Genomic DNA, 24,919 nt, shown 5'->3' with positions numbered 1-24,919 from the left:
CCGGCGTCCTCGGCGTGCCGTGCTGGAGGCCCGCCGGCGAGAACGCCGGCCGGCGGAGTGATGTGATCATGGGACCTCTCGATACGGGACGGCCGGGGGGATCCGGCCCGCGGTGCGGGTGACCGCTGGCCCCGTTGCTCAGGGTGATGGATCGCTTACTCTGTCATGCTGTCGGCAGGGGGCCGACTGTGCACGTCCATCGGCCCGTCCGGCCGCTCGTGTCGGGCCGGACGAGGGGCCGGGGCCCCCGATCGGCCGTCCGGGAGGGGGCCGGTGCTGCGCCCGGGTGCCGCCGAACCGTTTCGGCGCGCGCCGCGGCCCGGGGTCGCGCGACCCCGGGCCTACGCTGCGCCAATGGTGGATCACCGTGAACTCGTCGCTGACGTGACCGCGACCCTCTCCCGCGCCGGACTCGACGCCGCCGGCCCGTCCCCGCTGCGGATCGGCCCGGGCCCGGCGGGAGTGGTGGTCGGCTGGCCGCCGGGCGGCGGTTCACCCGAAGGAGTGCGCACCGCCGTCCTCGGGGCGGTGGCTGTCGTGCTGCGGGAGGCCGGCCACGAGGTCACGGAGGTGGACGGCGGAGACCTCCACGTGGCGCCCGTCCCGGAGCCCGGTGGCGTCCCGGCCGAGCCGGAGACCGTCCCCGAGCAGTGGTGGGGCTGAGCCCCGCCCCCGGTTCCCCGGAAGGCGGCGCGCCGGAGGCCGGGTCGAATACTGAGACGGAAGGCCGGTTTCATACCGAACCCTTACCTTGACGGCGGGTTCGGCGACTCCCTGCACCTCTAAGGTTTGCCTAAGCTAAGCCGAGGCGCCCTGGACCCAACCCAGTCCGGGGCGTTCGGCTGTGCCGTCCCCCGTCACCGCGGTGGGACTCCGAGGACAGGTACGACCCGGGGTGGACCGGGGGAGGAGCCCGCTGCATGTGGGATGAAGCGTTTCCCAGCTTTCTGATCGGGCTACGCGAGGGCCTGGAGGCCGGCCTGATCGTGTCGATCCTGGTCGCCACCCTCGTCCGGTTCGACCGCAAGGGGCGCCTGCCCCAGGTGTGGACCGGCGTCGCGGCGGCCGTCGCGGTCAGCCTCAGCTTCGGCGCGGTGCTCACCTTCACCGCCGCGAACCTGTCCGGCCACGCCCAGGAGGCGTTCGGCGGCGTGCTGAGCCTGATCGCGGTCGGCTTCGTCACGGCGATGGTCTTCTGGATGCGCCGCTCCGCGCGCAGCCTGTCGGCCGAGATCCGCTCGAAGGTCGAGGCCTCGCTCGCGCTGGGCGCCGGCGCGCTCGTGCTCACCAGCTTCCTCGCCGTCGCCCGCGAGGGCCTGGAGACCTCCCTCTTCCTGTGGACCAACGTCCGCACCGCCGGCGAGTCCACCGGTCCGCTGATCGGCGCGGCCGTCGGCCTGGTGCTGGCCGCGGGTCTGTGCTGGGGCCTGTACCGGCGCGCGCTCACGATGAACCTCACCCGGTTCTTCACCGTCACCGGCGCCGGCCTGATCGTCATCGCCGCGGGCGTGCTCGGCTACGGCCTGCGCGACCTCCAGGAGTCCGGGCTGGTCGGCGGCTCCACCTCGTACGCGTTCGACCTCAGCGGGCACCTGGACGCGCAGTCCTGGTACGCCACGCTCGTCCAGGGCACGCTCAACCTCACCGTCACCATGACGGTCCTCCAGGTCGTCGCCTACGTCGCCTACCTGTGCATCGTCATGACGCTGTTCCTCCAGGGCCTGCGCGCCGGCCAGGCCGCGCCCGCCGCCGAGAGGTCGGCCGAGACGACGGCCGAGAAGGCCGCCGCGGCCGCCGGAACCCCCGCGCCCGCCGCCTCCGGCCGCCCGCGCTGGGTGCTCCCGGCCGCACTCGTCGCCGTCCCGGCCGTCGTCGCCGGAGCCGTCATCGCCGTCAGCGACGGCAAGAAGGACAGCGCCTCCACCGTCGCCGTCTCCGAGCAGGAGTGCGGCAAGGGCTTCACCTCCCCGCTGCCCGGCCAGCAGGTCTTCCAGATGCGCAACACCGGCGACAAGGTCTCCGAGGTGTACCTGGTCAACCCGGGCACCGGCGCCGTCTACGGCGAGGTCGAGGGCCTCGCGCCCGGCACCACCCGCGCCCTGACCGCCACCATCGGCACCGGCGACTACGCCTGGCGCTGCGTGCCCACCGGCGGCAAGTCCGTCACCTCCGCCTCCGTGCACGTCTCCGGCGGCACCGAGGTCAAGGCGGTCAAGCCGGTCGGGGACGGCGACCTCGACGCCCCGCTCGCCTCCTACAAGGACTACGTCGTCCAGGGCCTCGCGACCCTCATGACGCAGTCCCAGAAGCTCCAGGCCGACATCCACGGCGGCGACCTCGCCACCGCCCGGGCGGACTGGCTCACCGCGCACCTGCGCTACGCCTCGCTCGGCGCCGCCTACGGCACCTTCGCCGACCTCGACGGCAAGATCGACGGCCGCGCCGACGGGCTCCCCGACAAGACCGCGGACCCGGGCTTCACCGGCTTCCTGCGCCTGGAGTACGGCCTGTGGCACGGCCAGTCCGCCGCGGACCTGACGCCCGTCGCCGACGGCCTCGCCCGCGACGTCGCCACCCTCGTCCACGACTTCCCCACCCAGGACTTCGACCCGGCCGACCTGCCGCTGCGCGCCCACGAGATCCTGGAGAACACCCTGCGGTTCGAGCTCACCGGCGACACCGACATGGGCAGCGGCACCGGCCTCGCCACCGCCCAGGCCAACCTGGCCGGCACCCAGGAGCTGCTGACGCTCCTCCAGCCGCTGCTCGACGAGCGCGACCCGCAGGTCCTCGTCCGGGTCAACGCCGGAATGAAGCGCGTGGGCGACCTCGTCGCCGCGGCCCGCACCGCCGACGGCTGGACCCCGTTGGACAAGCTGCCCGCCGACGCCCGCCGGCAGCTCGACGGCGCCACCGGCCAGCTGCTCGAAGACCTGTCCCCCATCCCCGCCCTGCTCGAGATCCGGAAGGCCGCCTGATGACCGACCACACCGCAGCCACCGGCTCCTGCCCGGTGGATGTCGCCTCCCTGGCGCACGCAGCCGCCGCGCTCGAGGCCGCCGACCAGGGCGGCTGCCCGGCCGGCCCGGCCCGGCGCAGCTTCGTGCGGGCGGCGCTCGGGGCGGGCGCGGGGGCGGCCGTCCTGGCCGGCGCCGGTGCGGCGTTCACGCTCTCCGCCGAGCCGGCCGCCGCGGGCGACGCCCACCAGGCGTCCAACGGCGTCGTGCCGTTCCACGGCGCGCACCAGGCCGGCGTCACCACCCCGGTGCCCGGCCACGCGGCCTTCGTCTCCTGCCAGGTGATCGCCCAGGACCGCAAGGCCCTGGAGGACCTGTTCAGGACCCTGACCGAGCGGATCCGCTTCCTCACCGCCGGCGGCACCCCGCCGGACCTCGGCGTCGGCGCGCCGCCCTCCGACAGCGGCCTCCTCGGCCCGGTCGTGGCCACCGACAACCTCACCGTGACGGTCGGCGTCGGCGCCTCGCTCTTCGACGACCGCTACGGCCTCGCCAAGGCCAAGCCCGTCAAGCTCGCGCCGATGAAGACCTTCCCCGACGACAACCTTCAGGCCGCCGAGCTCCACGGCGACCTCTCGTTGCAGATCTGCGCCGACCGCCAGGACACCGTCCTGCACGCCCTGCGCGACATCACCCGGCACACCCGTGGCGCGATGCAGATCCTCTGGCGGATCGACGGCTTCCAGAACCAGTCCCGCCCCGACGGCGCCCAGCGCAACCTGCTCGGCTTCAAGGACGGCATCGTCAACCCGGACACCGCCTCCGCCCGCGAGATGGACCGCCTGGTGTGGGTCACCGACGGCATGGGCGAGCCCGCGTGGGCGACCGGCGGCAGCTACCAGGTCATACGGATCATCCGGATGCTGATCGAGTTCTGGGACCGCGTCACCCTCACGGAGCAGGAGAAGATGTTCGGCCGCCGCCGCGACACCGGCGCCCCGCTCGACGGCCACCAGGAGAACGACGCCCCGGACTACGCCAAGGACCCGGACGGCAAGGCGATCCCGCTCAACGCGCACATCCGCCTCGCCAACCCGCGCACCTCGGACACCGACAACTCGCGCATCCTGCGCCGCGGCTTCAACTACGACCGCGGCATCGACAAGGCCGGCAACCTCGACATGGGCCTCGTCTTCTGCTGCTACCAGCAGGACGTGGTGCGGCAGTTCGAGGCCACCCAGACCCGCCTCGTCGGCGAGCCGCTGGTGGACTACATCTCGCCGACCGGCGGCGGCTACTTCTTCGTCCTCCCGGGCGTGAAGGACGACGCCGACTGGCTCGGCCGGGGGCTGTTCGCCGCCGCCTGACGCCAGCGCGCCACGGCCCCCGGTGCGCCGCTTGCGCACCGGGGGCCGTTCGCGTGCCCGAGGCTCCTCAGCCGCCGAGGGTGAAGCCGATGACGGCGCCGCCGCCGTCGCGGTTGACGGCGAACGCGGTGCCGCCGTGCGAGGTGGCGACCTCGTGGACGATGGCCAGGCCGAGCCCGGAACCGGGCAGGCTGCGCGCGGCGGTGGCCCGGTAGAACCGGTCGAAGACGCGCTCCAGGTCGACCGGGTCGATGCCGGGACCGCGGTCGCGCACCTCCACCCGCGGGCCGCGCACGACGACGTCGATCGGGGCGGCCCCGGCCGGGTCGAACTTGGCCGCGTTGTCGAGCAGGTTGCCCACCGCGCGGGCCAGCGCGTCCGGGCGGGCGGTGACCACAGTGGCATCGGCGTCGACCGCGATCTCGCGGCCGTTGCGCCGCCGCGCCTGGACGGCGGCCTCGCGGACCACGTCGGCCAACACCACGTCGACCGGGTCCTCGTCCGACTTCTGCTCGGCGGCCAGCGCCACCAGCTCCTCCACCAGCAGGGTCAGCTCCTTGGCCTCCTCGGCCAGGTCGTCCAGCAGCGCGGTGCGCTCGGCCGGCGGCAGGCGGTCCAGGCTGGGGAGCACGGCGAGGTTGGTGCGCAGGCTGGTGAGCGGTGTGCGCAGCTCGTGCCCGGCGTCCTGGACAAGTCGGCGCTGGTTCTCCTTGGCGGTGGCGAGCCGGCCGAGCATCCGGTCGAAGGCCCGGCCGAGCCGGCCGACCTCGTCGTTCCCGGCGGCCGGCACCGGGACGTCCAGCCGGCCGCTGTCGGCGACCAGCTCGGCGACGTCGGTCAGGCGCACCAGGCGCCCGGTGATCCGGCGGGCGAGCAGCCAGCCGGCCGCGCCCGCGAGGAGGGCGACGGCGGCCACCACGGCCGCCATCTGGTTCCGCAGGGCGTCCAGCAGGTCCTCGATGTCGCCGGTCTCCTGCACGACCTGGACGGCGCCCCGGCCGCCGCCGAGGGCGACCACGCCGACCCGGTAGGTCTCGTCGCCGACGTGCCGCACCCCGATCACCGTCCGGGCGGGGGCGGCGGCGCGAGCGAGCTCGCCGTCGTCCGGCACGGCCGGCAGGCCGACGTGGGCGGTGCCCGGGAGGACGGCGCCGTTGGCGTCGAGTGCCTGCGCGGTGACCCGGATCGGGCGCAGCAACTGCTCGCCGAGGCCGGTCGGCCCGTTGAAGTCGCCGGGGTACAGCGTCTGGCGGGTGACCTGGCTGCCGACCGACTGGACGGCGGTGTTGAAGTCGGCCCTCTCGTCGTCGCGGATCAGCCCGGCGGCGGAGTGGTAGCCGAGGGCGCCGATCAGCACCGCCACCAGGACGGCCAGTGCGGCGAACGCGAGTGACATGGTGGTGCGCAGCCCCGGGCGCGGCCGGAGCCGGTGGAGTCGGCGCGGGTGGAGTCGGCGCGGGCGGGTCACGAGGCGCGCAGCGTGTAGCCGACGCCGCGGACGGTGTGGATCAGCGGGGCCAGGCCGGGGCGATCGAGCTTGCGGCGCAGGTAGCCGATGAACACCGCGAGGTTCTTGGAGCCGGGGCCGAAGTCGTAGCCCCAGATCCGCTCGTAGACGGTGGCCTGGTCGAGCACCGAGCCGGCGTGCCGGGTGAGCAGCTCCAGCAGGTCGAACTCGGTCCTGGACAGCTCCAGTTCCTCGCCCGCGCGCCAGGCCCGCCGGGCGCCGGGCTCGACCCGCAGGTCGGCGACGGCCAGGACGTCCTCGACGGGCTGCTCCGGGGGGTTGCGGCGCAGCAGGGCGCGCAGGCGGGCGAAGAGCTCGCCGACGTCGAAGGGCTTGACGAGGTAGTCGTCCGCACCGGCGTCGAGCCCGGCGATCCGGTCCTGGACCTCGACCCGGGCGGTGAGCATCAGGACGGGCGTGCGGTCGCCCGCCGCGCGCAGCCGGCGGCAGACCTCCAGGCCGTCCGGGGCCGGCATCATCACGTCGAGGACCAGGACGTCCGGGCGCTGCTCGTCGAGGGCGGCCAGCGTCCGGGTGCCGTCCGCGGCGGTGCGCACGCGGTAGCCCTCCAGCTGCAGGGCGCGGGTGAGGGAGTCGCGGATGGCGCGGTCGTCCTCGGCGATCAGCACGGTGTGGGTCATGCGTGGGATTCTCCCTGGCGTGTGCACGGCGGTTCCAGGCGGGGGTCGAGGCCGGTGGACGGGCTCACCCGTCGGCGTAGCGCTCGGCGAGGGCGCGGGCGGTGGCGGCGAGGCGGGCGCGGAGTTCGGGCGGCGCGAGGACCTCGACGTCGGTGCCGAGCGCGAGGAAGGCGGCGTGGGCGTGGTCGAGCGACTCGATCGGCAGCACGGCCCGCGTACGGCCGTCCGGCTCGGCGGTGCCGGTGGCCCCGGCGGCGCGCGCGGCGGCCGTGCCCAGGCGGGCGGCGGCGCCGGGGGCGAGCAGGACGAGGGCCTCGCCGCGGTGCAGGCGGGCGTGGAAGTCGGCCTCGTGGGCGCGCCAGTGGGACGCCAGGCAGAAGTCCTCGGGGATGGTGAACTCCTCGTCTGTTTCGGTGAGTTCGAGGATCTGGTCGACCCGGAAGGTGCGCGGCCCGGGAGCGGCGACGACGTACCACCGGCCGGCCTTGAGGACGAGGCCGTACGGCTCCAGTCGGCGGTCGACGTCCGTCGGCGTCTTCCAGCGGCGGTAGCGCACCCGCAGCGCCCGGCCGCGCCACACGGCCTCGGCGACCCGCGGCAGGAACGGCACCTCGTCGTCCTGCGCGTACCAGCCGGGCGCCTCCAGGTGGAAGCGCCTGCGCAGCCGGTCGGCGTCCGCGCGCAGCTCCGGCGGCAGCGCGGCGCGCAGCTTGAGCTGGGCGGCGGCGAGGGCGGGGCCGAGCCCGAGGGCGGCGGCCGGGCCGGGCAGTCCGGCGAGGAACAGCGCCTCGGCCTCGCCCGTGTTGAGCCCGGTCAGGCGGGTGCGGTAGCCGGCCAGCACCTCGTACCCGCCGCCGTGCCCGGCGTCCGCGTACAGCGGCACCCCGGCGGCCTGCAGTGCCTCGACGTCCCGGTAGACGGTGCGCACCGAGACCTCCAGCTCCTCCGCGAGCCGCTGGGCGGTCATCCGGCCGTTGGTCTGGAGCAGGAGCAGGATCGACAGCAGGCGGCTCGACTTCACGGGGACCCCTCCGACTTCACTGCCACACGATGTCAGGGAACCGGCCTTAGCGTCCAGGCATGGGACTTGAGAACAACAGCGGGCGAACCGACTTCGACTTCCTCGTGGGTACGTGGGACGTGGCCAACCGCTGCCGCGCCGACTTCCTCGACCCGCGCAGCCCGTGGGAGGAGTTCCCGGGCGTGACCCGGGGCTCGCGGCACTTCGGCGGCAACGCGAACGTCGACGAGATCGACTTCCCGACCAAGGGCTTCTCCGGCCTCACCCTGCGGCTGTACGACCCGGCGCGCGGGCAGTGGTCGCTGTACTGGTCCAGCACCCGCACGGGCACGCTGTTCCCGCCGGTCACCGGGCGGTGGGCGGACGGCCGCGGCGAGTTCTTCGGGGACGACGAGTACGACGGCTCGCCGGTGCGGGCGCGGTTCGTGTGGTCGGGCGTGACGACGGACGCGGCGCGCTGGGAGCAGGCGTTCTCGGCGGACGGCGGTGCTACCTGGGTGACGAACTGGACCATGGAGTTCACCCGGCGGGTGTAGGTCCGATCGACCTCGCGCGACGCGCTTCGTGGGCGTACGGTGGCCACACGGTGGCGCGTCCGGCGCGCCCCGGACGTCCCTGCACGGCACGTCCTGCCGGAGGCCGCTATGGCAGACCGGATGGCCTTCTTCACCACCCCGCGCGCGGAGCGGGCGCGGCGGGACGCGCACGAGCGGGTGGGGGACTGGCGCGAGGTCTACCGGCCGGGGGCGCTGCTGCCGGTCGTCGGCGGGCAGGCGGGCCGGTGCATGGACTGCGGCCTCCCGTTCTGCCACAGCGCCTGCCCGCTCGGGAACATCGTCCCGGAGTGGAACCGGCTGGTGGCCGACGGCGACTGGCGGGCCGCGGCCTCCCGGCTGCTCGCGACCAACAACTTCCCCGAGTTCACCGGCCGGCTCTGCCCGGCGCCCTGCGAGAGCGCGTGCGTGCTCGCCATCGACGGCGCCGCCGTGACCATCAAGAACGTCGAGCTGGCGATCGCCGACCGCGCGTGGGAGAGCGGCTGGGACCGGCCCCGCCCGCCGGAGCGCCCGAGCGGGTGGCGGGTGGCGGTAGTCGGCTCGGGCCCGGCCGGGCTGGCGGCGGCCCAGCAGCTCACCCGCGCCGGGCACGCCACGACGGTGTACGAGCGGGCCGACCGCCCCGGCGGGCTGCTGCGCTACGGCATTCCGCCGTTCCGGCTGGAGAAGCACCGGCTCGACCGGCGGCTCGACCAGATGCGGGAGGAGGGCACCGGCTTCCGCTGCGACGTGCGCGTCGGCCGGGACGTCCCGGCGGGGGAGCTACGGGCCGGGTGCGACGCGCTGGTGGTCGCGGTGGGCGCCACGGCCTGCCGCGAACTGCCGCTGCCGGGCCGCGACCTGCCCGGGGTGCACCAGGCGATCGCCTACCTGACCTGGGCGAACCGGGTGGACGAAGGGGACCGCCCGGACTCGCCGCTGTCCGCGGAGGGCCGGCACGTCGTGATCGTCGGCGGCGGGGACACCGCGGCGGACTGCCTCGGCACGGCGCTGCGCCAGGGCGCCGCGTCCGTCACCCAGCTCGACATCAACCCGCGCCCGCCGCAGCGCCGGGCGGCCGGGCAGCCGTGGCCGGTGCACCCGAAGGTCTACCGGGAGACGACCTCGCACGAGGAGGCGGGCGCGGCGGCGGCCGGACCACGGGTGTTCGCGGCGGTGGCCGTCGGCTTCGAGGCGGGCCCGGACGGGCGGCTCGCGGCCGTGCGCTTCGCCGAGGCGCAGCCGCCGGACCGCGGGCCGCGGCCGGGCACCGAGCGGAGCCTGCCGGCCGGGCTGGCGCTGCTCGCGCTGGGTTTCTCCGGGCCCGAGCCGGGCCAGGAGCTGATCGCCCAACTCGGGCTGGCCACCGGCCCGGACGGCGCGCTGACCAGGGACGACGGCTTCGCGACGGGCACGGACGGCGTGTTCGTCGCGGGCGACGCGGGGCGCGGGCAGTCGCTCATCGTGTGGGCGGTCGCGGAGGGGCGGGCGGCGGCCGCGGCGGTGGACCGCTACCTGCGGGGCGGCACCGAGCTCCCGGCGCCGATCCGGGCGTCGGACCGGGCGTTGACGCTGTGAACCGGTGTTTTGACGGTGTGCGTTGCCGGTGTGAGTTGCTGGTGTGAGGGGGCAGCGGTCCTGCCCCCTCACACGGGGCGTCAGCCGAGGCCGAGGACCGACAACGCGGTGGTCCAGTCGGTGACGATCGCCTGCTGGGCGGGGACGAGGTCCACCTGGTGGTTGCAGACGGCCCTGTAGAGCTTGTACTCGACGGTGTCCTTGTCCGTCGAGGCCCCGCCGCCGCTGCCGGTGGCGTAGTGCGGCTGCGGCCACAGGTTGTTGGGGTCGGTCGGGTGGCCGCCGAGGGAGAGGGGGATGAAGTGGTCCTCCTCGTAGTCGGACGTGTTGGTGTCGCTGTAGCCGTACGCCGCGATCTGCTGGATCTTCAGCTTGGTGGTGTAGCTGGACGGCGGGCGGATGGAGGTGCTGTAGCCCGGCACGCAGATGGTGTCGTCGATGGTGGCCTGGGTGACGTCCGGGTTGGTGGCGCCGGGGGTGCAGGCCGGGTCGGGCAGCGGGAGGTAGGCCTGCGAGCAGGTCTGGTCGAGCGGCGCGGCGGCGCGGTGCTGGGCGGGGGCGGCGGCGTGCGCGGTGCCGCCGGCGGCGAGCGCGCCGACGGTGAGGACGACGGCGGCCACGGCGGGGGCGAGGCGCTGGGAACGAAGCATGTGGGGAGCTTCCTGAGGCGGCCCGGCTTCCTTCGCCGGGCGGTGTGTCCATGTCACCATCTGGCGATCTATGCGGGTAGACCGTCAATGGTGAATTGTTGACAAAGTGTCAGTCAACAGGAGTGCGGGAACTATTCGCTTGACGTGAACAGGGCGGGCCTGTCGCGCAGTTGTCGGCGCGGCAGGCCCGATGGTGTCCGTGCCGGCCCGTCAGAACGCGTGCTTGCGGACGAAAACGTCGGCGAGCTTGTTGGAGTCGTCCGGCACGAGCGTGCCGTCGTCCGAGGTGAACAGCACGGTGGTGCCGAAGGCGTCGACGAAGGGCCCGTACGACGCGCCCGGCGTCTGCGAGCCGTCGGTGGCCACGCTGACCCGCTCGGTGCGGCCGCTCCGCACGTCGAACCGGAAGACGTCGGAGGCGTTGTTCGTGTCCCCGGGCACCAGGTTGTCGGCCGTCGAGCTGAAGTAGACCCAGCGGTCGTCCGCCGTCATCCGGCCCTCCCAGGCGTCGGAGCGGACGGTGGTGCCCGGCAGGCCCACGGTGACGGAGCGCGTGGTGCCCTCCTCCAGGTCGTGGACGTACACCTCGAAGTGGCGGTCCCACGGGCCGGGGCCGTGGTGGACGGGAGTGGAGAAGACCGCGAACCGGCCGTCCGGGCTGAGGCTCGCGTTCTCCGCGCCGAGCGCGCCGCCCCGGACGTCCGGGCTGGCGAGGCGGGTCTCCCCGTCGTCGAGGCTGCGGACGTAGAAGGGGTAGCTCCGGGGCTTCAGGAGCCTCGGCCGGCCGCCGCCCGCGGGTGGGAGGTCGTCGCCGGCGGTTCCGTCGGTGGTCCGCCCGGCGAAGGCGTCCGGGGCGAGGGCGCCGGGTTCGTCCCGGGCGATGAGGTTGGTGGCCTTGGAGACGAAGCCGACCCTGCGGCCGTCCGCGCTGATCACCGGCGAGGCGGAGGAGCCGTCGGCCGCGGTGCCGTCCGCGCCGATGCTGACCGGGCGGGTCTTCCCGGTCCGGCGGTCGGTGACGTAGATGGTGCCGCCGTGCGGGGTGACGCCGGCCGGGGCGAGGTCGGTGCGGTCGGACTGGAAGGCGACGTAGCGGCCGTCCCGGCTGATCGACGGGGTGCCCGCGGAGTGGCCGGTCTGGGGCTTCGCCGGGTCGGTGGCGGCGACCGGCTCGGTCCGTCCGGTCAGGCGGTCGTGGACGTAGACGTTCGGGATGGCGCCGCCGGCGCCGGAACCCAGGTTCGTCGCGAAGGACGTGAACGCCACGAAGCGGCCGTTGCCGCTGATGGTGGCCTCGTAGGAGTCGAGGTCGGCGTCGGCTCCGGTGGTGCTGACGTCCTCCCGTTCGACCTTGCCCGTCCACAGGTCGCGGACGAAGACCTTGGTGCGGCTGTTGCCGTTGCCGTTGTCGGCGAGGAGGTTGGAGGCGCTGGAGGTGAAGACGGCGAAGCGGCCGTCCGCGCTCAGGCCCTGGGCACTGGAGGCGCCGTTGGGCTGGGAGCCGGGGGCGGCGACCGTCACCCGCTCGGTCACGCCGGTCGGGGCGTCGGCGTGCGCCGGCGAGGCCGCCGCGCAGGCCAGTGCCGCCGCGGCCAGCGTGCAGGCGGCGCGCAGGGCGTGACGCGTCGGGCGTGCTCGGTTCATCGTGGTCCCTCCCCTGGGTTCGGCGGGCCGCGCTCGACTCCCCGGCGGCCGGCCCGGAGTGAGCCAAGCGCCGGGTGGGGGAGGGGTCAACGGTTGTGCGGCCGGGGCGGCGCATTCACGTCAATCGTTCGTGTGTAGTGCTCACTTGCGGCCCGGCGGGGCTCGGTGGTGTCACCGTGCCGCTTCTTCGGCCTGCGCGGACGCCCGGACGGCCTGCACGTGCGGGTCGGTGCGCCGGTCGTAGCGCCAGAGGGCGGGCAGGGCGGCGGAGAGGGCGGCGGCGCTGGTCAGGCAGACGAGCCCGCCGGTGCGCAGCGCTGCACGGATGCCCTGCCGGGCGGCGAGTGCGCCTGCGCGGAGGTCGCCGAGGGCCGGCCCGGCGGAGCCGATGAGCATCTCCAACCCGGCGGCACGGCCTCGGAGTTCGTCCGGAATGGACTGGTTCCAGATGGCGCTGCGGAAGGTGTCGCCGGTCCAGTTCGCGGCGCCCGCGACGACGAGGCACGGCAGGACGGCCCACAGGCTCGGCACGGCGGCGGCGCCGATCATCGCGATGCCGACGGCGGCGGTGGAGAGCAGCACGAAGCGGCCGTGCCGGTGCACGCGGTCCGTCCAGCCGCTGGTGGCGGCGGCGATCAGGCTGCCCGCCGCCGAGGCCGAGTAGAGCAGACCCAGTGCCCACATGGCGTCCAACTCCCTTGCGAGGAAGGGAAAGAGCGCGGCGGGGAGGGCGAACGCGGTGGCCGCGAGGTCGGCCAGGTAGGTGCCCAGCAGATCGGGCCTGCGGGCGGCGTACCGGGCGCCTTCCTTGAACTCGCGCCATCGCGGTGCCTCGGCGCCCCGCCCGGACGGCACCGGGCGGACGGCGGCGAGCAGCGCGATCGAGACCAGGAAGGTGGCGACGTCGACCAGGTATGCCACCGGGGCACCCGCCGTCGCGATCACCAGCCCGGCGGCGGCCGGCCCGGCCAGTCCGGCGACGCTCCAGCGCAGCGAGAGCAGCGCGCCGGCCGCGACCAGCTGGTCGTGCGGGACGATGCGCGGGATCATCGCCTCCAGTGAGGGCTGCTGGAGCCCCTGGAGCGCCGCCGCCAGCCCGGCCGCCGCGTACAGCGGCCACAGCGCGGGCGTGCCGAGCAGCGCGTTGGCGAGCAGGAGCGCGCTGAGGGCGGCGAGCGCGATCTCGGTGACGAGGGCGACGGTGCGGCGGTCGGCGCGGTCCGCCAGCGCGCCGCCGTACAGGCCGAACACGATCGTCGGCACGAGTTCGACCGCGCCGACCGCGCCGACGGCGAGTGGTGAGCCGGTGAGGTCGGCGATCTGGAGCGGGATCGCGGTCATGGTGAAGACCGAGCCGAGCAGGGTGACCGTGCCGGAGGTCCAGGTCAGGCGGAAGTCCCGGGAGGAGCGCCAGGGCGCGGTGTCGATCCAGGGCGGGGCGGGCATGGGTGCGGTCCTCGTCGTTGTCCTTATCACTGATAAATTCCGGCGCCGACCTTATCGGCGATAAGGTCGGTGGGCAAGCGAATGGGGCGGGACGGGCTCGGAGGGCGGTCGGCATGGCGCTGCAACGCGACGAGGTGGTGCGCACCGCACTGCGGCTGCTCGACGAGGTCGGCATCGAGGGGCTCACCACCCGCCGTCTGGCGCGCGAACTCGGCGTCCAGTCACCGGCGTTGTACTGGCACTTCAAGAACAAGCGGGAACTGCTCGACCTGATGGCCGAGGCCATGCTCGCCGAGGCGCTGCCGTCCGACCGCACCCCCGACCCGGAGCACTGGCCGGACTGGATCGCCGCCGACGCCCGAGCCAAGCGCCACGCGCTGCTCGCCTACCGTGACGGCGCGCGCGTACACGCCGGCACCCTCCCGAGTGAGGACGAACTCCCTGCGATCGAGGCCCAGTTGAGTGCCCTCTGCCGGGCCGGGCTGCGGCCGCGCACGGCCCTGCGGCTGCTGCTGGCCGTCGACCGGTACATCATGGGCTGGGTCACCGAGGAGCAGGCCTGGCGGCAGGACGCGGAGGAGCGGGACACGCCGCTCTACGACGACGACGCCCTGCGCGACCTGCCGTTGCTGCGCGAGGCGGCCGAGGTCCTGCGGATGGCCGACCACGACGCCGACTTCGAGTACGGGCTGCGAGTGATGATCGAGGGGTTCCGCGCGGAGATCGCGCGGGAGGCCGGGGCGGATTCCGAGGGCCGGTGAGTCGAGGTCCGGGCGTCCGGTCACGGCACGCCAGGGCAGAGCCGCGTTGATCCTTCGGGGGTTCATGCGGCTTTGAGTGGGCTGCCGTCGTAGGTCCCAGCGGTAGGGCTCGGCGTCGGGCTCGTCGCAGGCCAAGACGAAGGTGGCGCTCGACGATGCCGGCGAAGGGAACCCCGCGCCGCACGACATACTCCCGGCGGATGACTCCGGTACCTCGCGGGGGCTACGGACGACACCGGAATGTTTGCATCCATGGGCTGATTCGACCCGGAGCTGCGGAACCTAGCGTCGATCCCATGAAACGCAATCGCCGTAGCAGCGCCGTCGCGGCGCTGGCGCTCGCCGCCCTCGTCACCGGAACCGGCAGCGGGTTCGCCGCCACGACCACACCGCCGGCCACACCGGTGGCCACGCACGCGTTCGACACCGCACCGGCCACGGCCACCGCGCCCACGCGGTCCTTCCAAGGCACGCTCCCCGCGCCGACCGGCCCCTACGCCGCCGGCGAGGAGATCATCCACCTCACCGACGCGAGCCGCCTCGACCCGTGGGTGCCGTCATCCGGCCCCCGCCAACTGACCGTCACGATGGTCTACCCGGCCGTCCCCGGGACCGGGACTCCGGCCCCTTACATGACCCTCGCCGAGGCAGCCGGAGTCCTCCAGCGGCGGAAGATACCGGCGAGCTACGGCGTCACCCCGCAGACCCTTTCCAGCGTCACCACTCACGCCTTCGACGGCGCGCGGCCGCAACGCGGCAGGCATCCGCTGGTGGTCCTCTCACCCGCGTCCGAGAACCCGCGCATGACGCTCACCGCGCTCGCGACCGACCTGGCCAGTCACGGCTACGTCGTCGCGCTCGTCGGCCACACCCACGAGGACAGCGGCGAGACGCTCGCGAACGGCCAGACGCCGCCGTGCGCGATCTGCGACCACCCGGAAACGGTCGACTTCGACGCCGAAGCCGTCAGCCGCGGGCGGGACGTGTCCTTCGTGATCGACCGGTTGACGCACGGCAACACCGCGTGGCGCCTGGCACACCTCATCGACAAGCACGAGACCGGCATGGCCGGACACTCCCTCGGCGGAGCGGCGGCGGCCGCCACGATGATCGCCGACCCGCGAGTACGGGCCGGAGTGGACATGGACGGCACCTTCCACCCGGTCCCGATGCCCGGCCAGATCACCCGGCCCTTCCTCATGCTGGGTAGCGACGGCCACACGCCCGGCAGCGGCGACGGCATCGTGGGGCGGGCCTGGGCCGCCCTCGGCGGCTACAAGAAGTGGCTGACGGTCGCCGGCGCCGACCACTTCAGCTTCTCCGACCTGGACGTGCTTCAGGAGCAGGCCGGGTTCCCGACGGGGCCCCTCTCCCCGGAACGCGGGGTGGCGATCACCCGCGAGTACGTCACAGCGTTCTTCGACCAGACGCTGAAGGGGATCCACAGTCCGCTGCTGGACGGCCCCTCACCGAACAATCCGGAAGTACTCTTCCCGTCCTAGTGCAGAGCCGCGTTGATCCTTCGGGGGTTCATGCGGCTTCGAGCGGGCTGCCGTCGTAGGTCCGGCGGTAGGGCTTGACGTCGTGTTCGTCGTAGGCCAAGACGAAGGTGTCGATGGCCGCGGCCAGTTCGTCGCGGGAGGCGAACTGGCCGCGGTGTAGTAGACGTCGGGTCAGGGTGGAGAAGGACGGCTCGACTTGGTTGAGCCAGCCGGCGTGTTCGGGGGTGTGGCGGATGTTGAAGCGGGGACGGGTGGCCAGCCAGGCTTGAGGAGACAACATCCTGCCCACGGGCCTGTCCTTCGGAAGCCCCGAAGACGCCCTCGACTGCGCCGCCGGCCTCTGCCTCGGCGACCCCGCAGCTGACCGGCAACCCCGAAGGATCAACGCGGCGCTGCACTAGCGTGAGCGCCATGCGATTCCTTGACCCCCGCAGCACCGCGCTGGTCCTCGTCGACCGGTTAGTGCCTGTCTGCGGACTCGCGTTCTCCGCCCGGGCGTCGCACGGCGGGTGGGGGGCCGAAGCCGGGTCCTGGGCTTCTCAGGCGCGGCCGAGGGCCTCACGCAGCCGGCCGTCGCAGTCCGCGAGCAGTCGGGCGGCGGTCCGCGCGTCGACGTCCGCGAGCAGGACGAGGACCGCGTCCTTGGCCCGGCCGTCGGTCGCCGCCAGGGCGCGGCGCACGTCCGCGTCGGCGGCGCCGGTGGCCTCGGTGACGATCCGGCGGGCGCGGTCGCGCAGCTTGGCGTTGGTGGCGCGGACGTCGACCATCAGATTTCCGTACGTACGGCCGAGGCGGACCATGACGGCGGTCGAGACCAGGTTGAGCACGAGCTTCTGTGCCGTGCCCGCCTTGAGCCTGGTCGAACCGGCCAGCACCTCCGGGCCGGTGACCACCTCGATCGGCAGCTCCGCGGCGGCGACGAGCGCGGAGCCGCGGTTGCCCGTCAGCCCGGCGGTGAGCGCCCCGGCGGCGCGGGCGCAGCGGACGGCGGCCACCGCGTAGGGCGTCCGGCCGGAGGCGGAGACGCCGATCACGGTGTCGTCCGGGGTGAGCGCGAGGGCGGCCAGGTCCGCCGCGGCGAGGTCGGCGCGGTCCTCGGCGCCCTCGGCCGCCGACGTGACGGTCGCCGGGCCGCCGGCGATCAGCCCGACCACCCGGCCGGGGTCGGTGCCGAAGGTCGGTGGGCACTCGGCGGCGTCCAGCACCCCCAGCCGCCCGGCCGTCCCGGCGCCCGCGTAGACGAGGCGCCCGCCCCGCCGCATCCGTTCGGCCGCGCCGTCCACGACGGCGGCGATGCGCTCCAGCTGCCCGGCGACGGCCACGGGGACGGTGCGGTCCTCGGCGTTCATCAGGCGCAGGAGGTCGAGCGTGGGGAGCGCGTCGATCCCCGCCCAGTCGGGGCGGATGGTCTCGGTGGCCGGGAGCGCGGGCTGGTCCATGCCGATCAGCCTCCCCGGGTGTGACCGCCGCCAACCCGGGCAGGTGCCGGGTGGGAGGTCGACGATCTGGTGGGAGGTCGACGATGAACGAACGGGAGACGGTCGCGGCGCTCCTCGACCGTCACGGCACCACCTACGCGGAGGAAGCCGGCATCACGCTGCGCGACACGCCCGCGCCGCTGTACCGGCTCCTCGTGCTGACCGTGCTCTGCTCGGTGCGGATCGGCGCCGGGATCGCCGTGGCCGCGGCGCGCGAGCTCCACGCCGACGGGCTGGACACGCCGCGGCGGATGGCCGGGGCCCGCCGGGCGACCCTGATCTCGGCCTTCGGCCGGGCGCACTACGTGCGGTACGACGAGAGCACCGCGACCGCGCTGACCGACGGCGCCGAGCTGCTCCTCCGCCGTTGGCACGGCGACCTGCGCCGCCTGCGTGACGAGGCGGACGGCGACAGCGAGCGCGTCGGCGGGCTGGTGCAGGAGTTCCCGCGGATCGGGCCGGTCGGCTCGGCCATATTCCGTCGCGAGGCCCAGGCGGTCTGGCCGTCACTGCGCCCGTTCTTCGACGAGCGGGCTCGGAAGGAGGCCAGGCTCCTCGGCCTGCCGGACGATCCGACCGCCCTGGCGGCGCTGGCGGATCCCGCCCGCCTCGCGGCGGCCCTGACCAGGGCGAGCCTCGAGCACTTGGGGGCCGAGGATTTGGAGCGCACAGCCGCTTGACGGGGTGCGGGGTGCGGGGTGCGCGGTGCGGGGTTCCCCTGCAGGCTGAGCCCGGTCAGCACCTGCGCGCGCCCGGCGGCCAGCAGACCGATGCCGGCGGTGTCGAGGCGCTCCGACGGCATGCCGGCCGACCGCCGGTCGGGGAGGACCAGGGCGAGGACGGCGCCGGCGGCGGCGCCCGGCGGAGGGTTGAGCCGGAGCGCCGGGCCGAGCGTCAGCAGGGCGCCGGCGCCCAGCCCTTGCACCGCGCGGGCCGGGATCAGGATGGGGAGCGGGGTCGCGAGCCCGCAGGCGGCCGGATCCGGCGAGGAAGACCGTGAGGCCGCCCAGGAGTCTCGCCTTGCACTGCTCGGCTGCCGTCACTGCGACCTTGCCGACGCCCAGTGGCTTCTCCGGCGGCGAGCAGCCCTCGTCGAGCAGGTCGTCGTAGTCGCGTTCGTCGACCGCGTCGTCCAGGTCCAGGGGGCCGCGTCCGCCTGTTCCTCCATGTCCCCGGTCGGCTGGTAGACGTCGTCGCCCATGGCGTCGTCGCCCTCGGCTTCGTCGCTCATGTCCCCGCACCTGTCCGCTGTCCCGTGCCGCCGCGTGCGCGTCGGCCGTCGTCAGCTCTCGGTCGGCTCTCCGTCCTCCTCCTCGGTGGTCTCCTCGGTGGTCTCCCGCGGGTCGAGGCGCCGGCTCCTGCCGGGCTCGGCGGTGGTGGCGCCGCCCTCCTCGCCGGTGTCCGGTCGACCGTCGCCCCCCGGCGGGTGGATCGGATGCTTCTGGTCGGTGTCGTCGAGCGGAACACCACCGGCTCCGCCCTGCGGGACGTCCTCCACGGCTCCTCCTCGTCCTCCTGGGGCCCGGGGCGGACCCGGGCCGCGCCCGTGCGCGTACCCGCCCGCCCGCAGCGAAACCACCCGCGCTCCAGCCGTGCGCCACGTCCGGGGGAGCGGGCCTGGCGGGCAAGACGGAGTGGCCCTGAACCGGACCGCCGCGCGGGCGCGGGTCGTTGCGTGCGCCGTGCCGCACTCCGGCCGTCCGCCCGTCCACCCCCACGAGCCCTTCACCGCCACCGGCCTGATCCCCGGCACCGACCGGACCGCCCACTGGACGCTCCAGCCCACCGCCTACGACCTGCCCGACGGCCATCGCCTCACCCTGGTCGTCAACAGCCGTGACCGGCTCTACGCGTTCACCGGCGTGGAGGACGGCACCGCCACCATCACCTCCCCGCGAGGAGAGGAGGCCCTCCTGGAACTGCCCCTCGGCTGAGCGAGCCGCCGTGCGTGAACGGACGACGGGACACGAACCCGACGCCCGTTCGCGCACCTGTGGGCGCGACGTGTTCGGCCAAGGGCCGGCAGGCGTGACCCCGGGCCGGTGCACGGAGCGGACCGGCGGAACGTCGACGCCGCGGCCGACGGACCGTCAGGGCTGGGCCACCGCCTTCGCGGTGCCGGTGCCCGTGCCGCGGCGGAACCGGCCACGGCGACGCGCCCCGGAGCGAGCACCGCACGTGCGGCTCCGGGGCGGGCCGAGGCTGGGGGTGAGGGGCGCTCGCGCGACGCGCGCCCGGAAGTGCCGGGTTCGGGCGGGCAGTCGCCCCGCCCCGGCTCAGAACCTGCAGGCGGTGGTCTGTGCCTCGGGGTCGTCGGCCGGGCCGCCGGTGACGCAGACCATGGTGCGGTAGCCGGTGACCACCGCGGGTGTGGTCAGCCGGATCGAGCCGGTCCGCACACCGAAGACGGCCGCCATCGTCTCCCACGGGCTGCCCCAGGCCCGTTCGGCCTTCACCTCCACGCGCAGCAGCATGAGCCGGCCGGGGTCGTCGGCGTCGATCAGGCCGCCGCCGACCACGCCCTGCGGCGTGTTGAGCAGCCACGCGCACGGATGGTTCACCTCGGTGAGGCAGACCGGCTTCACCGCCGCCGATGCGGGGGCCGCGACGGCGCCCACCGCGGCGGCAGCGGCGAGGACCAGACCTGCGGCACGAGTAACCATGACGATGCTCCTTCGAGTGTCGGAAACAGGGAAGACATGCCCATGCCAAGCGTGCGTCCGTGTACCACCGGCAGGGCTGTGAACTCGTCCACCAGCATCCCCGCGACGGCCACGGAGCCGAAGGGGTCGACCGGCCCTCACTCCGGGACGATCGCCTCATCCTCGGCGCCCCGGACGGTTGTTGCTCCTTGGGTCCGGGTGTGACGCAACGGCCGCAGGGGAGGACTGTGGCCTCGTGCTCGGTGGCACGCCCCAGGGCTGCGCTCGGGTGACAGCCCGTCAATCCCCGGTGTCCGGTTTGCGATGAACAGGACGTATTCGAAAGCAGCGTAGAAATCAAGCCAGTGCGTGCACAATCAGACAATCAGAAAAGAGGGTCGGAATTTCATCCGTGTACAACTATGCTCCTCGCGGTGCCGGGACAACTGTCCTGCCACAAAGGGGCCCTGACGGGCCAGGGGGAAAACGTGAGGGGTCATGACCTACACGACAAATCGGACGGGATCACCGCAGGGGTGGCGGGTCCGCAAGAAACTCTCTGCACTGATAGCACTCACCCTTGCCGCCACCATGGCCGGCACGACCGTTGCCCAGGCCCTGCCGGCCGAGGCCGGGCCGGCGCCGCTGCCCGCCGACGTTCGCGCCAAGGTCGTCGAAGCCTGGGAGTTGGGCGGCCTCTCGACCAAGGACGCCGCTGCGAAGGCACTGGTCGGTTCCGACGCGGACCTCACCAAGTTCCTCGGCGAGACGCTGGCCCGGGCCTCCGCCGAGGATGAACGCTTCGCCGTCCTGAAGATGCTCAGCGACACCGGTGTCGGTGTCCGTGACGCCGCCATCAAGGCGCTGAACGGCTCGGACGCCGACGTCCACGCGTTCGTCACGTCGGGCTGGCAGAAGCCGATGGACGAAGACCGCCGGGCGGCCGTCTTCTACGTGCTGAACAACAGCGAGGCCGGTGTCCAGGCGGCCGCCGCCAAGGCGCTGAACGACGGCTCCCAGAAGGCCCTGGAGGACTTCCTGACCACGGGTCAGGCCAAGGCGCAGGAGGAGGACGACCGGTTCGCCGTCTTCGCCGCGCTCGGCCAGAACCCCGGGCCCGAGTACACCAAGCAGGCCCAGCGGGCGCTCGCCGGGACGGCCCAGGACGTCCGCGCCTTCCTGGAGAAGGGCCAGTACCTGGCCCGGACCCGGGATCAGGAAACGCTCTCGATCAGCCAGCTCGCCCAGGCGGCCAAGGAGGCCGGCCAGCGCGCCAAGAACGAGACCGAGAACGCCAAGCAGGCCGGCGCCCGTGCCGAGGACGCCGCGGGCAAGGCGAAGGAGGCCGCCCAGCGGGCCGCCGCCGAGGCCGCCGCCGCCAAGGACGACGTCAACAAGGCGGGCGCGGCGGCGAACAGCGCCGCGCAGGCCGCCGAGGGCGCGGCCGCGGCCGCCGAGACGGCGATCTCCGCCTCGAACGCCGCCGTCGCCGCCGCACGCACGGCCGCCTCGGCCGCGCAGTCGGCCGCCTCGGCCGCGGCCGCGGCCGAGCAGGCCGCCTCCAGGGCGTACCGGGCCGCCGCGTCGGCCGCGGGCAACCGGAACGAGGCCGGCGCCGCCAGCGCCGCCGCCCAGCAGGCCCGTGACGCCGCCAAGGGTGCCCGGGACGCCGCCGGCGCCGCCTCCGCGGCGGCCAGCGCGAGCGCCGACGCCGGGCGCTCCGGCGCCGCCGCCGCCCGCGCGGCGCGTGATGCCGCCAGTGCGGCCGAGGCCAGCGCCCAGGCGGGCAACTCGGCCGGCGCCGCCGGCACCCAGGCGGCCAGGGCCCGGGACGCGGCCGGCAAGGCGCGCGCCGCGGCGGACCTGGCCACCGCGGCCTCCGGTCGGGCCGAGAGCCTGGCCAACGCGGCCGCCGGGCACGCCGCCGAGGCGAACCGCAGGGCCGTCAGCGCCGCCGACCACGCCGACAAGGCGGCCACGGCCGCCGAGCAGGCCGCCGCGTCGGCCGGCCAGGCGCAGGACTGGGCCAACGTGGCGACCACCCACGCGAACGCCGCGATCGAGGCCGCGAACGCCGCGAACGACGCCGTCACCGAGGCCCAGAGCATCGAGCAGCTGGCCCGTCAGGCCGAGGCCGCCAAGCTGGAGGCCGACAAGCAGCAGGGCCTCAAGGAGGCCGCCGCCCTCGTCAAGGCGGAGGCCGCGGATCAGGCCAAGCTGACCGGCGACCAGACCTCGGCCGCCGCGCTCGACGCGGCCACCAAGGACCTGGTGCAGAAGGCCGCCGCCCCCGGCACGGACGCGAAGACGGCGGCGGGCTTCGGCCGCAAGGCCGCCGTCAACCTGCTGGGCAGCGCGGGTTACTGGACCCGCGACGCCGCCCGCGCGGCGCTCGCCGACAACGACGACGGCGTGGTCGCCTGGGCGAAGAAGGAGTACCAGGACAGCCTCCGGCTGGACGACCGCGACAAGGTCGCCTACCTGTCCACCATCGGCACCTCCACGCTCGCGGGTGCCGCCCAGCGGACGCTGGAGAGCACGGACCCGACCGCCGTGACGAAGTTCCTCTCCGGTGGCGCGCTGGACGTCCAGGCCGACGACCTCCGCTACACCGTCTTCACGATGCTGAACGGCGCCGGGACCGCGGTCCAGCGGGACGGCGCCGCCGCGCTGAGCAACGGCAGCGCCAAGGCGATGTCCGACTTCGTCCACACCGGTTACCAGCGTGCCGTGGCCGAGGACGACCGGGTCACGATCTTCAGCGTCCTGAACGGCCAGGCCGGTCCCAACGTCAAGGCGGCGGCCGAGGTCGCGCTCGCCGGGCCGGCCTGGATGCAGCACGACTTCGTGACCACCGTCCAGTACAAGGCCGCCGTGCTCGACGCGGACACCGACACCCACGTGTCCTCGGTCCTCGCGCTGATCGCCAACGCGGCGAAGGACGCGGTCACCGCCACCCAGGACGCCCAGCTGGCGTTCGAGGTCGCGGCCAACGCCCGCAACGCCGCCCAGGAGGCCAACGACTGGGCGAACAAGGCCCAGGCGTCGGCCCAGCAGGCCAAGGGCTACGCGGACGACGCGAAGGCCAAGGCCACTGCGGCGGACGCCTCGGCGAACGCCGCGGCCGCCTCCGCCCAGCAGGCCAAGTCGGCCGCCGCGACCGCGCAGAAGGCGAACCGCGCGGCCAACTACTCGCTCAACCAGGCGATCGCCTCCGCCGACAAGGCCACCGCCTCGGCGGCCGGCGCCCGTGCCTCGGCCGCCAGCGCGGCGGCTTCGGCGGCGGCGGCCGGCAAGAGCGCCTCCGAGGCCTCCGCGGCCGCCCGGGAGGCGCGCACGGTCGCGGCGGACAAGCGGGCCCAGGAGCAGGCCGCGGCAGCAGCCGCGGCGGCTCAGGCGGCCCGTCAGGCCGAGGCCGCGAACGTCAACCCGTCCAACAACCCGGCCAACGACAAGATCAACGAAACGGCGACCGCCACCCCGCCCGGGGGCTCCGGCGGAAGCGGTGGCAGCGGTGGAACGGGCGGCGACGGCAAGGACGGCATCCGCAACTTCGCCACGGAGACGGGGCACTACAGCACCATCTGGGGCCTGGCCGCAGTCGGTTCGCTCGCCCTTCCGCCGCCCCTCGGGGAGATCGGGTTCGGCGTCTTCGGAGCGTTCTCCCTCGGGGCCGGTTTGCTCAGCACCGGTGCGTGGCTCTATGCCGACGGCTTCAACAGCAAGGATTTCCTCAACGCGGCGACCAGCACGATCCTCGGCACGATCGGAGGCCCCTACGGCAAGATCTACGGCGAGATCGCCGGACCGGTCGCGAGGGCCAGCATCAAGGGCGCCAAGGCGGTCGGTCAGAAGATCATCGAGGGTGGGTCCGCCGTGGCCTCCGGCATTGTCGGTCTCTTCACCTGGTGATCTGCTGAACCGTCCGGCGGTCTAGGCTGCCGGAAGGCAGTGAGTATTCGAACGGGACCGTGGGGCCGCGTCCGGCGCGGCCCCACGGTCGACAAGGGGTGGACATGTACGTACTCGACCTCAGCACGACCTCCTGGTGGCTGATCGCGGCCCTGTGCACGGCCGTCAATCTCGCGCTGCTGGTGCCTTCGATGCCGACGCGCGCGACCAGGATCCGCGTTTCGTCCATGCCGGTGATCATCGCGGTGTTCGCCTACGTCGCTTCGGTCGCCAAGCCCGGCTATCCGCCCCAGCTACTGCTGTCGATGTACTCGATCGCCTGCCTGATGATTCCCGTGAGCCTGCTCGGGTTCCGCAGGAAGATGGCGCGGATGGTCCTGGAACGCCCGGAGGACGGGAGCCTGCTGCCGGAGCACTACGGCCTCGCCCAGGAAGCCATGATCCGTTTCACCGTCGCGGCGGTCGCGATGGGCGGCCTCGTGTACCTGTTCAAGCCGTAACCATCCGGCTAAGGCCGTTCGGAATATCATCTCACCCGTAGAGTTCGTGTGCACACTCATGGCTCGACAATTCTCCTCCGGGCCGGAAGAACGATCTTTCAAAACATCATCCGTTCGTGATAGCAATACGTCCGGTGGCGGCCGCAGGGCCATTCACGCAGATGCCGTGAACCACCGACTTCGGAACTTTCCAGGGGGGATTCCCATGCGCTCCATTTCCAAGCTGCTCGTCGCCGGCGCGGTCGCCGGCTCCGTCGCGTTCACCGGTGCCGCGGTCGCCGACGCGGCGACCGGCGCTCCGGCCGGCTCCGCGGCCGTCACCGCCGACGACACCCCGCCGCCGCCGGCCGTCGAGGACTTCGCCTACCCGGGTGCCGACAAGATCTTCACGGACCGCGGCATCAAGCTCATCAGCGGGGACGGCCACATGCTCCTCGTCGACTGCCCCGCCCCCGGCACCACCAAGCCGGGCGTGCTGCAGGTCGACACCCGCGGCATGGCCGACCGGGACACCGTCGGCCACGGCAAGTTCTGCTTCCAGATCACCGGGAACAGCGCCTCCCTCAAGCTGGAGCTGCCGTCCGTCTACGGCATCACGACCCCCGACTACGCGGTGTCGGCCCACATGGTCACCGGCACCGGCGACCAGACCCAGGAGAAGACCTTCACGCTGCAGCGGAACATGCCGAACGCGGTCGGCGAGGCCACCGAACCGCAGCGCCGCCCGTACACGCTGCTGGACCTCACCGCCGTCAAGTGACGCCCCCGGGCCCCGCC

The 24,919-nt window shown here is 73.9% G+C and carries 22 protein-coding genes and 1 pseudogene; 12 read left to right on the top strand and 11 right to left on the bottom strand.

What is annotated here, in order from left to right; genetic code table 11:
• Positions 1 to 354: 354 nt before the first annotated feature.
• The 3 genes from PUR71_RS13100 to efeB all read left to right on the top strand — a co-directional run bounded on the left by PUR71_RS13100 (position 355) and on the right by efeB (position 4,324).
• Positions 355 to 663 carry a hypothetical protein gene (locus PUR71_RS13100; protein WP_329927124.1) on the top strand — a complete coding sequence of 103 codons (309 nt, stop codon included), beginning with the start codon at positions 355 to 357 and terminating at the stop codon, positions 661 to 663.
• 257 nt (positions 664 to 920) lie between these two features.
• Complete coding sequence (gene efeU, locus PUR71_RS13095; protein ID WP_329927123.1) at positions 921 to 2,978, top strand: iron uptake transporter permease EfeU; 2,058 nt, start codon at positions 921 to 923, stop codon at positions 2,976 to 2,978.
• Entirely contained in the window at positions 2,978 to 4,324 is a 1,347-nt protein-coding gene (gene efeB / locus PUR71_RS13090; RefSeq protein ID WP_329927122.1) for an iron uptake transporter deferrochelatase/peroxidase subunit, read from the top strand. Before efeU ends, efeB begins: the two co-directional genes overlap by 1 nt.
• Before the next feature lie 67 nt (positions 4,325 to 4,391).
• Here efeB and PUR71_RS13085 read toward each other — a convergent pair whose 3' ends face one another.
• From PUR71_RS13085 to PUR71_RS13075, 3 genes are all read right to left on the bottom strand, one after another.
• Complete coding sequence (locus PUR71_RS13085; protein WP_329927121.1) at positions 4,392 to 5,720, bottom strand: HAMP domain-containing sensor histidine kinase; 1,329 nt, start codon at positions 5,718 to 5,720, stop codon at positions 4,392 to 4,394.
• A 68-nt stretch (positions 5,721 to 5,788) separates the two neighbouring features.
• Positions 5,789 to 6,472, bottom strand: a complete 684-nt coding sequence (locus PUR71_RS13080) for a response regulator transcription factor (protein WP_329927120.1) — start codon at positions 6,470 to 6,472, stop codon at positions 5,789 to 5,791.
• A 64-nt stretch (positions 6,473 to 6,536) separates the two neighbouring features.
• The gene (locus PUR71_RS13075; protein WP_329927119.1) at positions 6,537 to 7,493 is read right to left on the bottom strand and encodes a helix-turn-helix transcriptional regulator; all 957 of its coding nucleotides are present in this window, start codon (positions 7,491 to 7,493) and stop codon (positions 6,537 to 6,539) included.
• Positions 7,494 to 7,552: 59 nt separating this feature from the next.
• On the opposite strand from PUR71_RS13075, the gene PUR71_RS13070 reads away from it, so the two are divergent.
• Both PUR71_RS13070 and PUR71_RS13065 read left to right on the top strand, forming a co-directional pair.
• The gene (locus tag PUR71_RS13070; RefSeq protein ID WP_329927118.1) at positions 7,553 to 8,029 is read left to right on the top strand and encodes a hypothetical protein; all 477 of its coding nucleotides are present in this window, start codon (positions 7,553 to 7,555) and stop codon (positions 8,027 to 8,029) included.
• Positions 8,030 to 8,137: 108 nt separating this feature from the next.
• Positions 8,138 to 9,607, top strand: coding sequence for a glutamate synthase subunit beta (locus PUR71_RS13065; RefSeq protein WP_329927117.1), 1,470 nt, complete (start codon positions 8,138 to 8,140; stop codon positions 9,605 to 9,607).
• 80 nt (positions 9,608 to 9,687) lie between these two features.
• On the opposite strand, the gene PUR71_RS13060 is transcribed toward PUR71_RS13065, so the two are convergent.
• The 3 genes from PUR71_RS13060 to PUR71_RS13050 all read right to left on the bottom strand — a co-directional run bounded on the left by PUR71_RS13060 (position 9,688) and on the right by PUR71_RS13050 (position 13,347).
• Positions 9,688 to 10,257 carry a hypothetical protein gene (locus PUR71_RS13060; protein ID WP_329927116.1) on the bottom strand — a complete coding sequence of 190 codons (570 nt, stop codon included), beginning with the start codon at positions 10,255 to 10,257 and terminating at the stop codon, positions 9,688 to 9,690.
• A 210-nt stretch (positions 10,258 to 10,467) separates the two neighbouring features.
• The gene (locus PUR71_RS13055; RefSeq protein WP_329927115.1) at positions 10,468 to 11,901 is read right to left on the bottom strand and encodes a hypothetical protein; all 1,434 of its coding nucleotides are present in this window, start codon (positions 11,899 to 11,901) and stop codon (positions 10,468 to 10,470) included.
• Positions 11,902 to 12,072: 171 nt separating this feature from the next.
• The gene (locus PUR71_RS13050) at positions 12,073 to 13,347 is read right to left on the bottom strand and encodes an MFS transporter (protein WP_329927114.1); all 1,275 of its coding nucleotides are present in this window, start codon (positions 13,345 to 13,347) and stop codon (positions 12,073 to 12,075) included.
• A gap of 113 nt (positions 13,348 to 13,460) precedes the next feature.
• Between PUR71_RS13050 and PUR71_RS13045 the strand changes: the two genes are divergently transcribed.
• Both PUR71_RS13045 and PUR71_RS13040 read left to right on the top strand, forming a co-directional pair.
• Positions 13,461 to 14,108 carry a TetR/AcrR family transcriptional regulator C-terminal domain-containing protein gene (locus PUR71_RS13045; RefSeq protein ID WP_329927113.1) on the top strand — a complete coding sequence of 216 codons (648 nt, stop codon included), beginning with the start codon at positions 13,461 to 13,463 and terminating at the stop codon, positions 14,106 to 14,108.
• 296 nt (positions 14,109 to 14,404) lie between these two features.
• Positions 14,405 to 15,610 carry an alpha/beta hydrolase family protein gene (locus PUR71_RS13040; protein WP_329927112.1) on the top strand — a complete coding sequence of 402 codons (1,206 nt, stop codon included), beginning with the start codon at positions 14,405 to 14,407 and terminating at the stop codon, positions 15,608 to 15,610.
• A gap of 28 nt (positions 15,611 to 15,638) precedes the next feature.
• Here the strand turns inward: PUR71_RS13040 and PUR71_RS13035 are convergent, their stop codons facing one another.
• Both PUR71_RS13035 and murQ read right to left on the bottom strand, forming a co-directional pair.
• The gene (locus PUR71_RS13035) at positions 15,639 to 15,899 is read right to left on the bottom strand and encodes a hypothetical protein (protein ID WP_329927111.1); all 261 of its coding nucleotides are present in this window, start codon (positions 15,897 to 15,899) and stop codon (positions 15,639 to 15,641) included.
• A 250-nt stretch (positions 15,900 to 16,149) separates the two neighbouring features.
• Positions 16,150 to 17,049, bottom strand: a complete 900-nt coding sequence (gene murQ, locus PUR71_RS13030; RefSeq protein WP_329927110.1) for an N-acetylmuramic acid 6-phosphate etherase — start codon at positions 17,047 to 17,049, stop codon at positions 16,150 to 16,152.
• A gap of 83 nt (positions 17,050 to 17,132) precedes the next feature.
• On the opposite strand from murQ, the gene PUR71_RS13025 reads away from it, so the two are divergent.
• Positions 17,133 to 17,768, top strand: coding sequence for an endonuclease (locus PUR71_RS13025; RefSeq protein WP_329927109.1), 636 nt, complete (start codon positions 17,133 to 17,135; stop codon positions 17,766 to 17,768).
• Positions 17,769 to 18,109: 341 nt separating this feature from the next.
• On the opposite strand, the pseudogene PUR71_RS13020 reads toward PUR71_RS13025, so the two are convergent.
• Together PUR71_RS13020 and PUR71_RS13015 are read right to left on the bottom strand one after the other, a co-directional pair.
• Positions 18,110 to 18,319, bottom strand: a pseudogene (locus PUR71_RS13020) (DUF5709 domain-containing protein); the annotation flags it as partial.
• A gap of 51 nt (positions 18,320 to 18,370) precedes the next feature.
• Entirely contained in the window at positions 18,371 to 18,586 is a 216-nt protein-coding gene (locus PUR71_RS13015; protein ID WP_329927108.1) for a hypothetical protein, read from the bottom strand.
• Between the two features lie 184 nt (positions 18,587 to 18,770).
• On the opposite strand from PUR71_RS13015, the gene PUR71_RS13010 reads away from it, so the two are divergent.
• The gene (locus tag PUR71_RS13010) at positions 18,771 to 19,022 is read left to right on the top strand and encodes a CocE/NonD family hydrolase C-terminal non-catalytic domain-containing protein (RefSeq protein ID WP_329927107.1); all 252 of its coding nucleotides are present in this window, start codon (positions 18,771 to 18,773) and stop codon (positions 19,020 to 19,022) included.
• 342 nt (positions 19,023 to 19,364) lie between these two features.
• Here the strand turns inward: PUR71_RS13010 and PUR71_RS13005 are convergent, their stop codons facing one another.
• On the bottom strand, positions 19,365 to 19,751 hold the full coding sequence (locus PUR71_RS13005; RefSeq protein WP_329927106.1) for a hypothetical protein: 387 nt from the start codon (positions 19,749 to 19,751) through the stop codon (positions 19,365 to 19,367).
• A gap of 570 nt (positions 19,752 to 20,321) precedes the next feature.
• On the opposite strand from PUR71_RS13005, the gene PUR71_RS13000 reads away from it, so the two are divergent.
• The 3 genes from PUR71_RS13000 to PUR71_RS12990 all read left to right on the top strand — a co-directional run bounded on the left by PUR71_RS13000 (position 20,322) and on the right by PUR71_RS12990 (position 24,902).
• Positions 20,322 to 23,642, top strand: coding sequence for an ALF repeat-containing protein (locus PUR71_RS13000; protein ID WP_329927105.1), 3,321 nt, complete (start codon positions 20,322 to 20,324; stop codon positions 23,640 to 23,642).
• 104 nt (positions 23,643 to 23,746) lie between these two features.
• Positions 23,747 to 24,142 carry a hypothetical protein gene (locus PUR71_RS12995; protein WP_329927104.1) on the top strand — a complete coding sequence of 132 codons (396 nt, stop codon included), beginning with the start codon at positions 23,747 to 23,749 and terminating at the stop codon, positions 24,140 to 24,142.
• A gap of 205 nt (positions 24,143 to 24,347) precedes the next feature.
• Positions 24,348 to 24,902 carry a hypothetical protein gene (locus tag PUR71_RS12990; protein ID WP_329927103.1) on the top strand — a complete coding sequence of 185 codons (555 nt, stop codon included), beginning with the start codon at positions 24,348 to 24,350 and terminating at the stop codon, positions 24,900 to 24,902.
• Positions 24,903 to 24,919: the final 17 nt, after the last annotated feature.

The organism is Streptomyces sp. SP17BM10 (genome assembly GCF_036322405.1).
GTDB lineage: Bacteria > Actinomycetota > Actinomycetes > Streptomycetales > Streptomycetaceae > Kitasatospora.
This window is presented reverse-complemented; position numbering and strand designations above follow the sequence as displayed.

Coding starts and splice junctions, on each gene's coding strand:
- PUR71_RS13100 (WP_329927124.1), top strand. CDS start 355: ATGGTGGATCACCGTGAACTCGTCGCTGACGTGACCGCGACCCTCTCC.
- efeU (WP_329927123.1), top strand. CDS start 921: ATGTGGGATGAAGCGTTTCCCAGCTTTCTGATCGGGCTACGCGAGGGC.
- efeB (WP_329927122.1), top strand. CDS start 2,978: ATGACCGACCACACCGCAGCCACCGGCTCCTGCCCGGTGGATGTCGCC.
- PUR71_RS13085 (WP_329927121.1), bottom strand. CDS start 5,720: ATGTCACTCGCGTTCGCCGCACTGGCCGTCCTGGTGGCGGTGCTGATC.
- PUR71_RS13080 (WP_329927120.1), bottom strand. CDS start 6,472: ATGACCCACACCGTGCTGATCGCCGAGGACGACCGCGCCATCCGCGAC.
- PUR71_RS13070 (WP_329927118.1), top strand. CDS start 7,553: ATGGGACTTGAGAACAACAGCGGGCGAACCGACTTCGACTTCCTCGTG.
- PUR71_RS13065 (WP_329927117.1), top strand. CDS start 8,138: ATGGCAGACCGGATGGCCTTCTTCACCACCCCGCGCGCGGAGCGGGCG.
- PUR71_RS13060 (WP_329927116.1), bottom strand. CDS start 10,257: ATGCTTCGTTCCCAGCGCCTCGCCCCCGCCGTGGCCGCCGTCGTCCTC.
- PUR71_RS13055 (WP_329927115.1), bottom strand. CDS start 11,901: ATGAACCGAGCACGCCCGACGCGTCACGCCCTGCGCGCCGCCTGCACG.
- PUR71_RS13050 (WP_329927114.1), bottom strand. CDS start 13,347: ATGCCCGCCCCGCCCTGGATCGACACCGCGCCCTGGCGCTCCTCCCGG.
- PUR71_RS13045 (WP_329927113.1), top strand. CDS start 13,461: ATGGCGCTGCAACGCGACGAGGTGGTGCGCACCGCACTGCGGCTGCTC.
- PUR71_RS13040 (WP_329927112.1), top strand. CDS start 14,405: ATGAAACGCAATCGCCGTAGCAGCGCCGTCGCGGCGCTGGCGCTCGCC.
- murQ (WP_329927110.1), bottom strand. CDS start 17,049: ATGGACCAGCCCGCGCTCCCGGCCACCGAGACCATCCGCCCCGACTGG.
- PUR71_RS13025 (WP_329927109.1), top strand. CDS start 17,133: ATGAACGAACGGGAGACGGTCGCGGCGCTCCTCGACCGTCACGGCACC.
- PUR71_RS13005 (WP_329927106.1), bottom strand. CDS start 19,751: ATGGTTACTCGTGCCGCAGGTCTGGTCCTCGCCGCTGCCGCCGCGGTG.
- PUR71_RS13000 (WP_329927105.1), top strand. CDS start 20,322: ATGGCCGGCACGACCGTTGCCCAGGCCCTGCCGGCCGAGGCCGGGCCG.
- PUR71_RS12995 (WP_329927104.1), top strand. CDS start 23,747: ATGTACGTACTCGACCTCAGCACGACCTCCTGGTGGCTGATCGCGGCC.
- PUR71_RS12990 (WP_329927103.1), top strand. CDS start 24,348: ATGCGCTCCATTTCCAAGCTGCTCGTCGCCGGCGCGGTCGCCGGCTCC.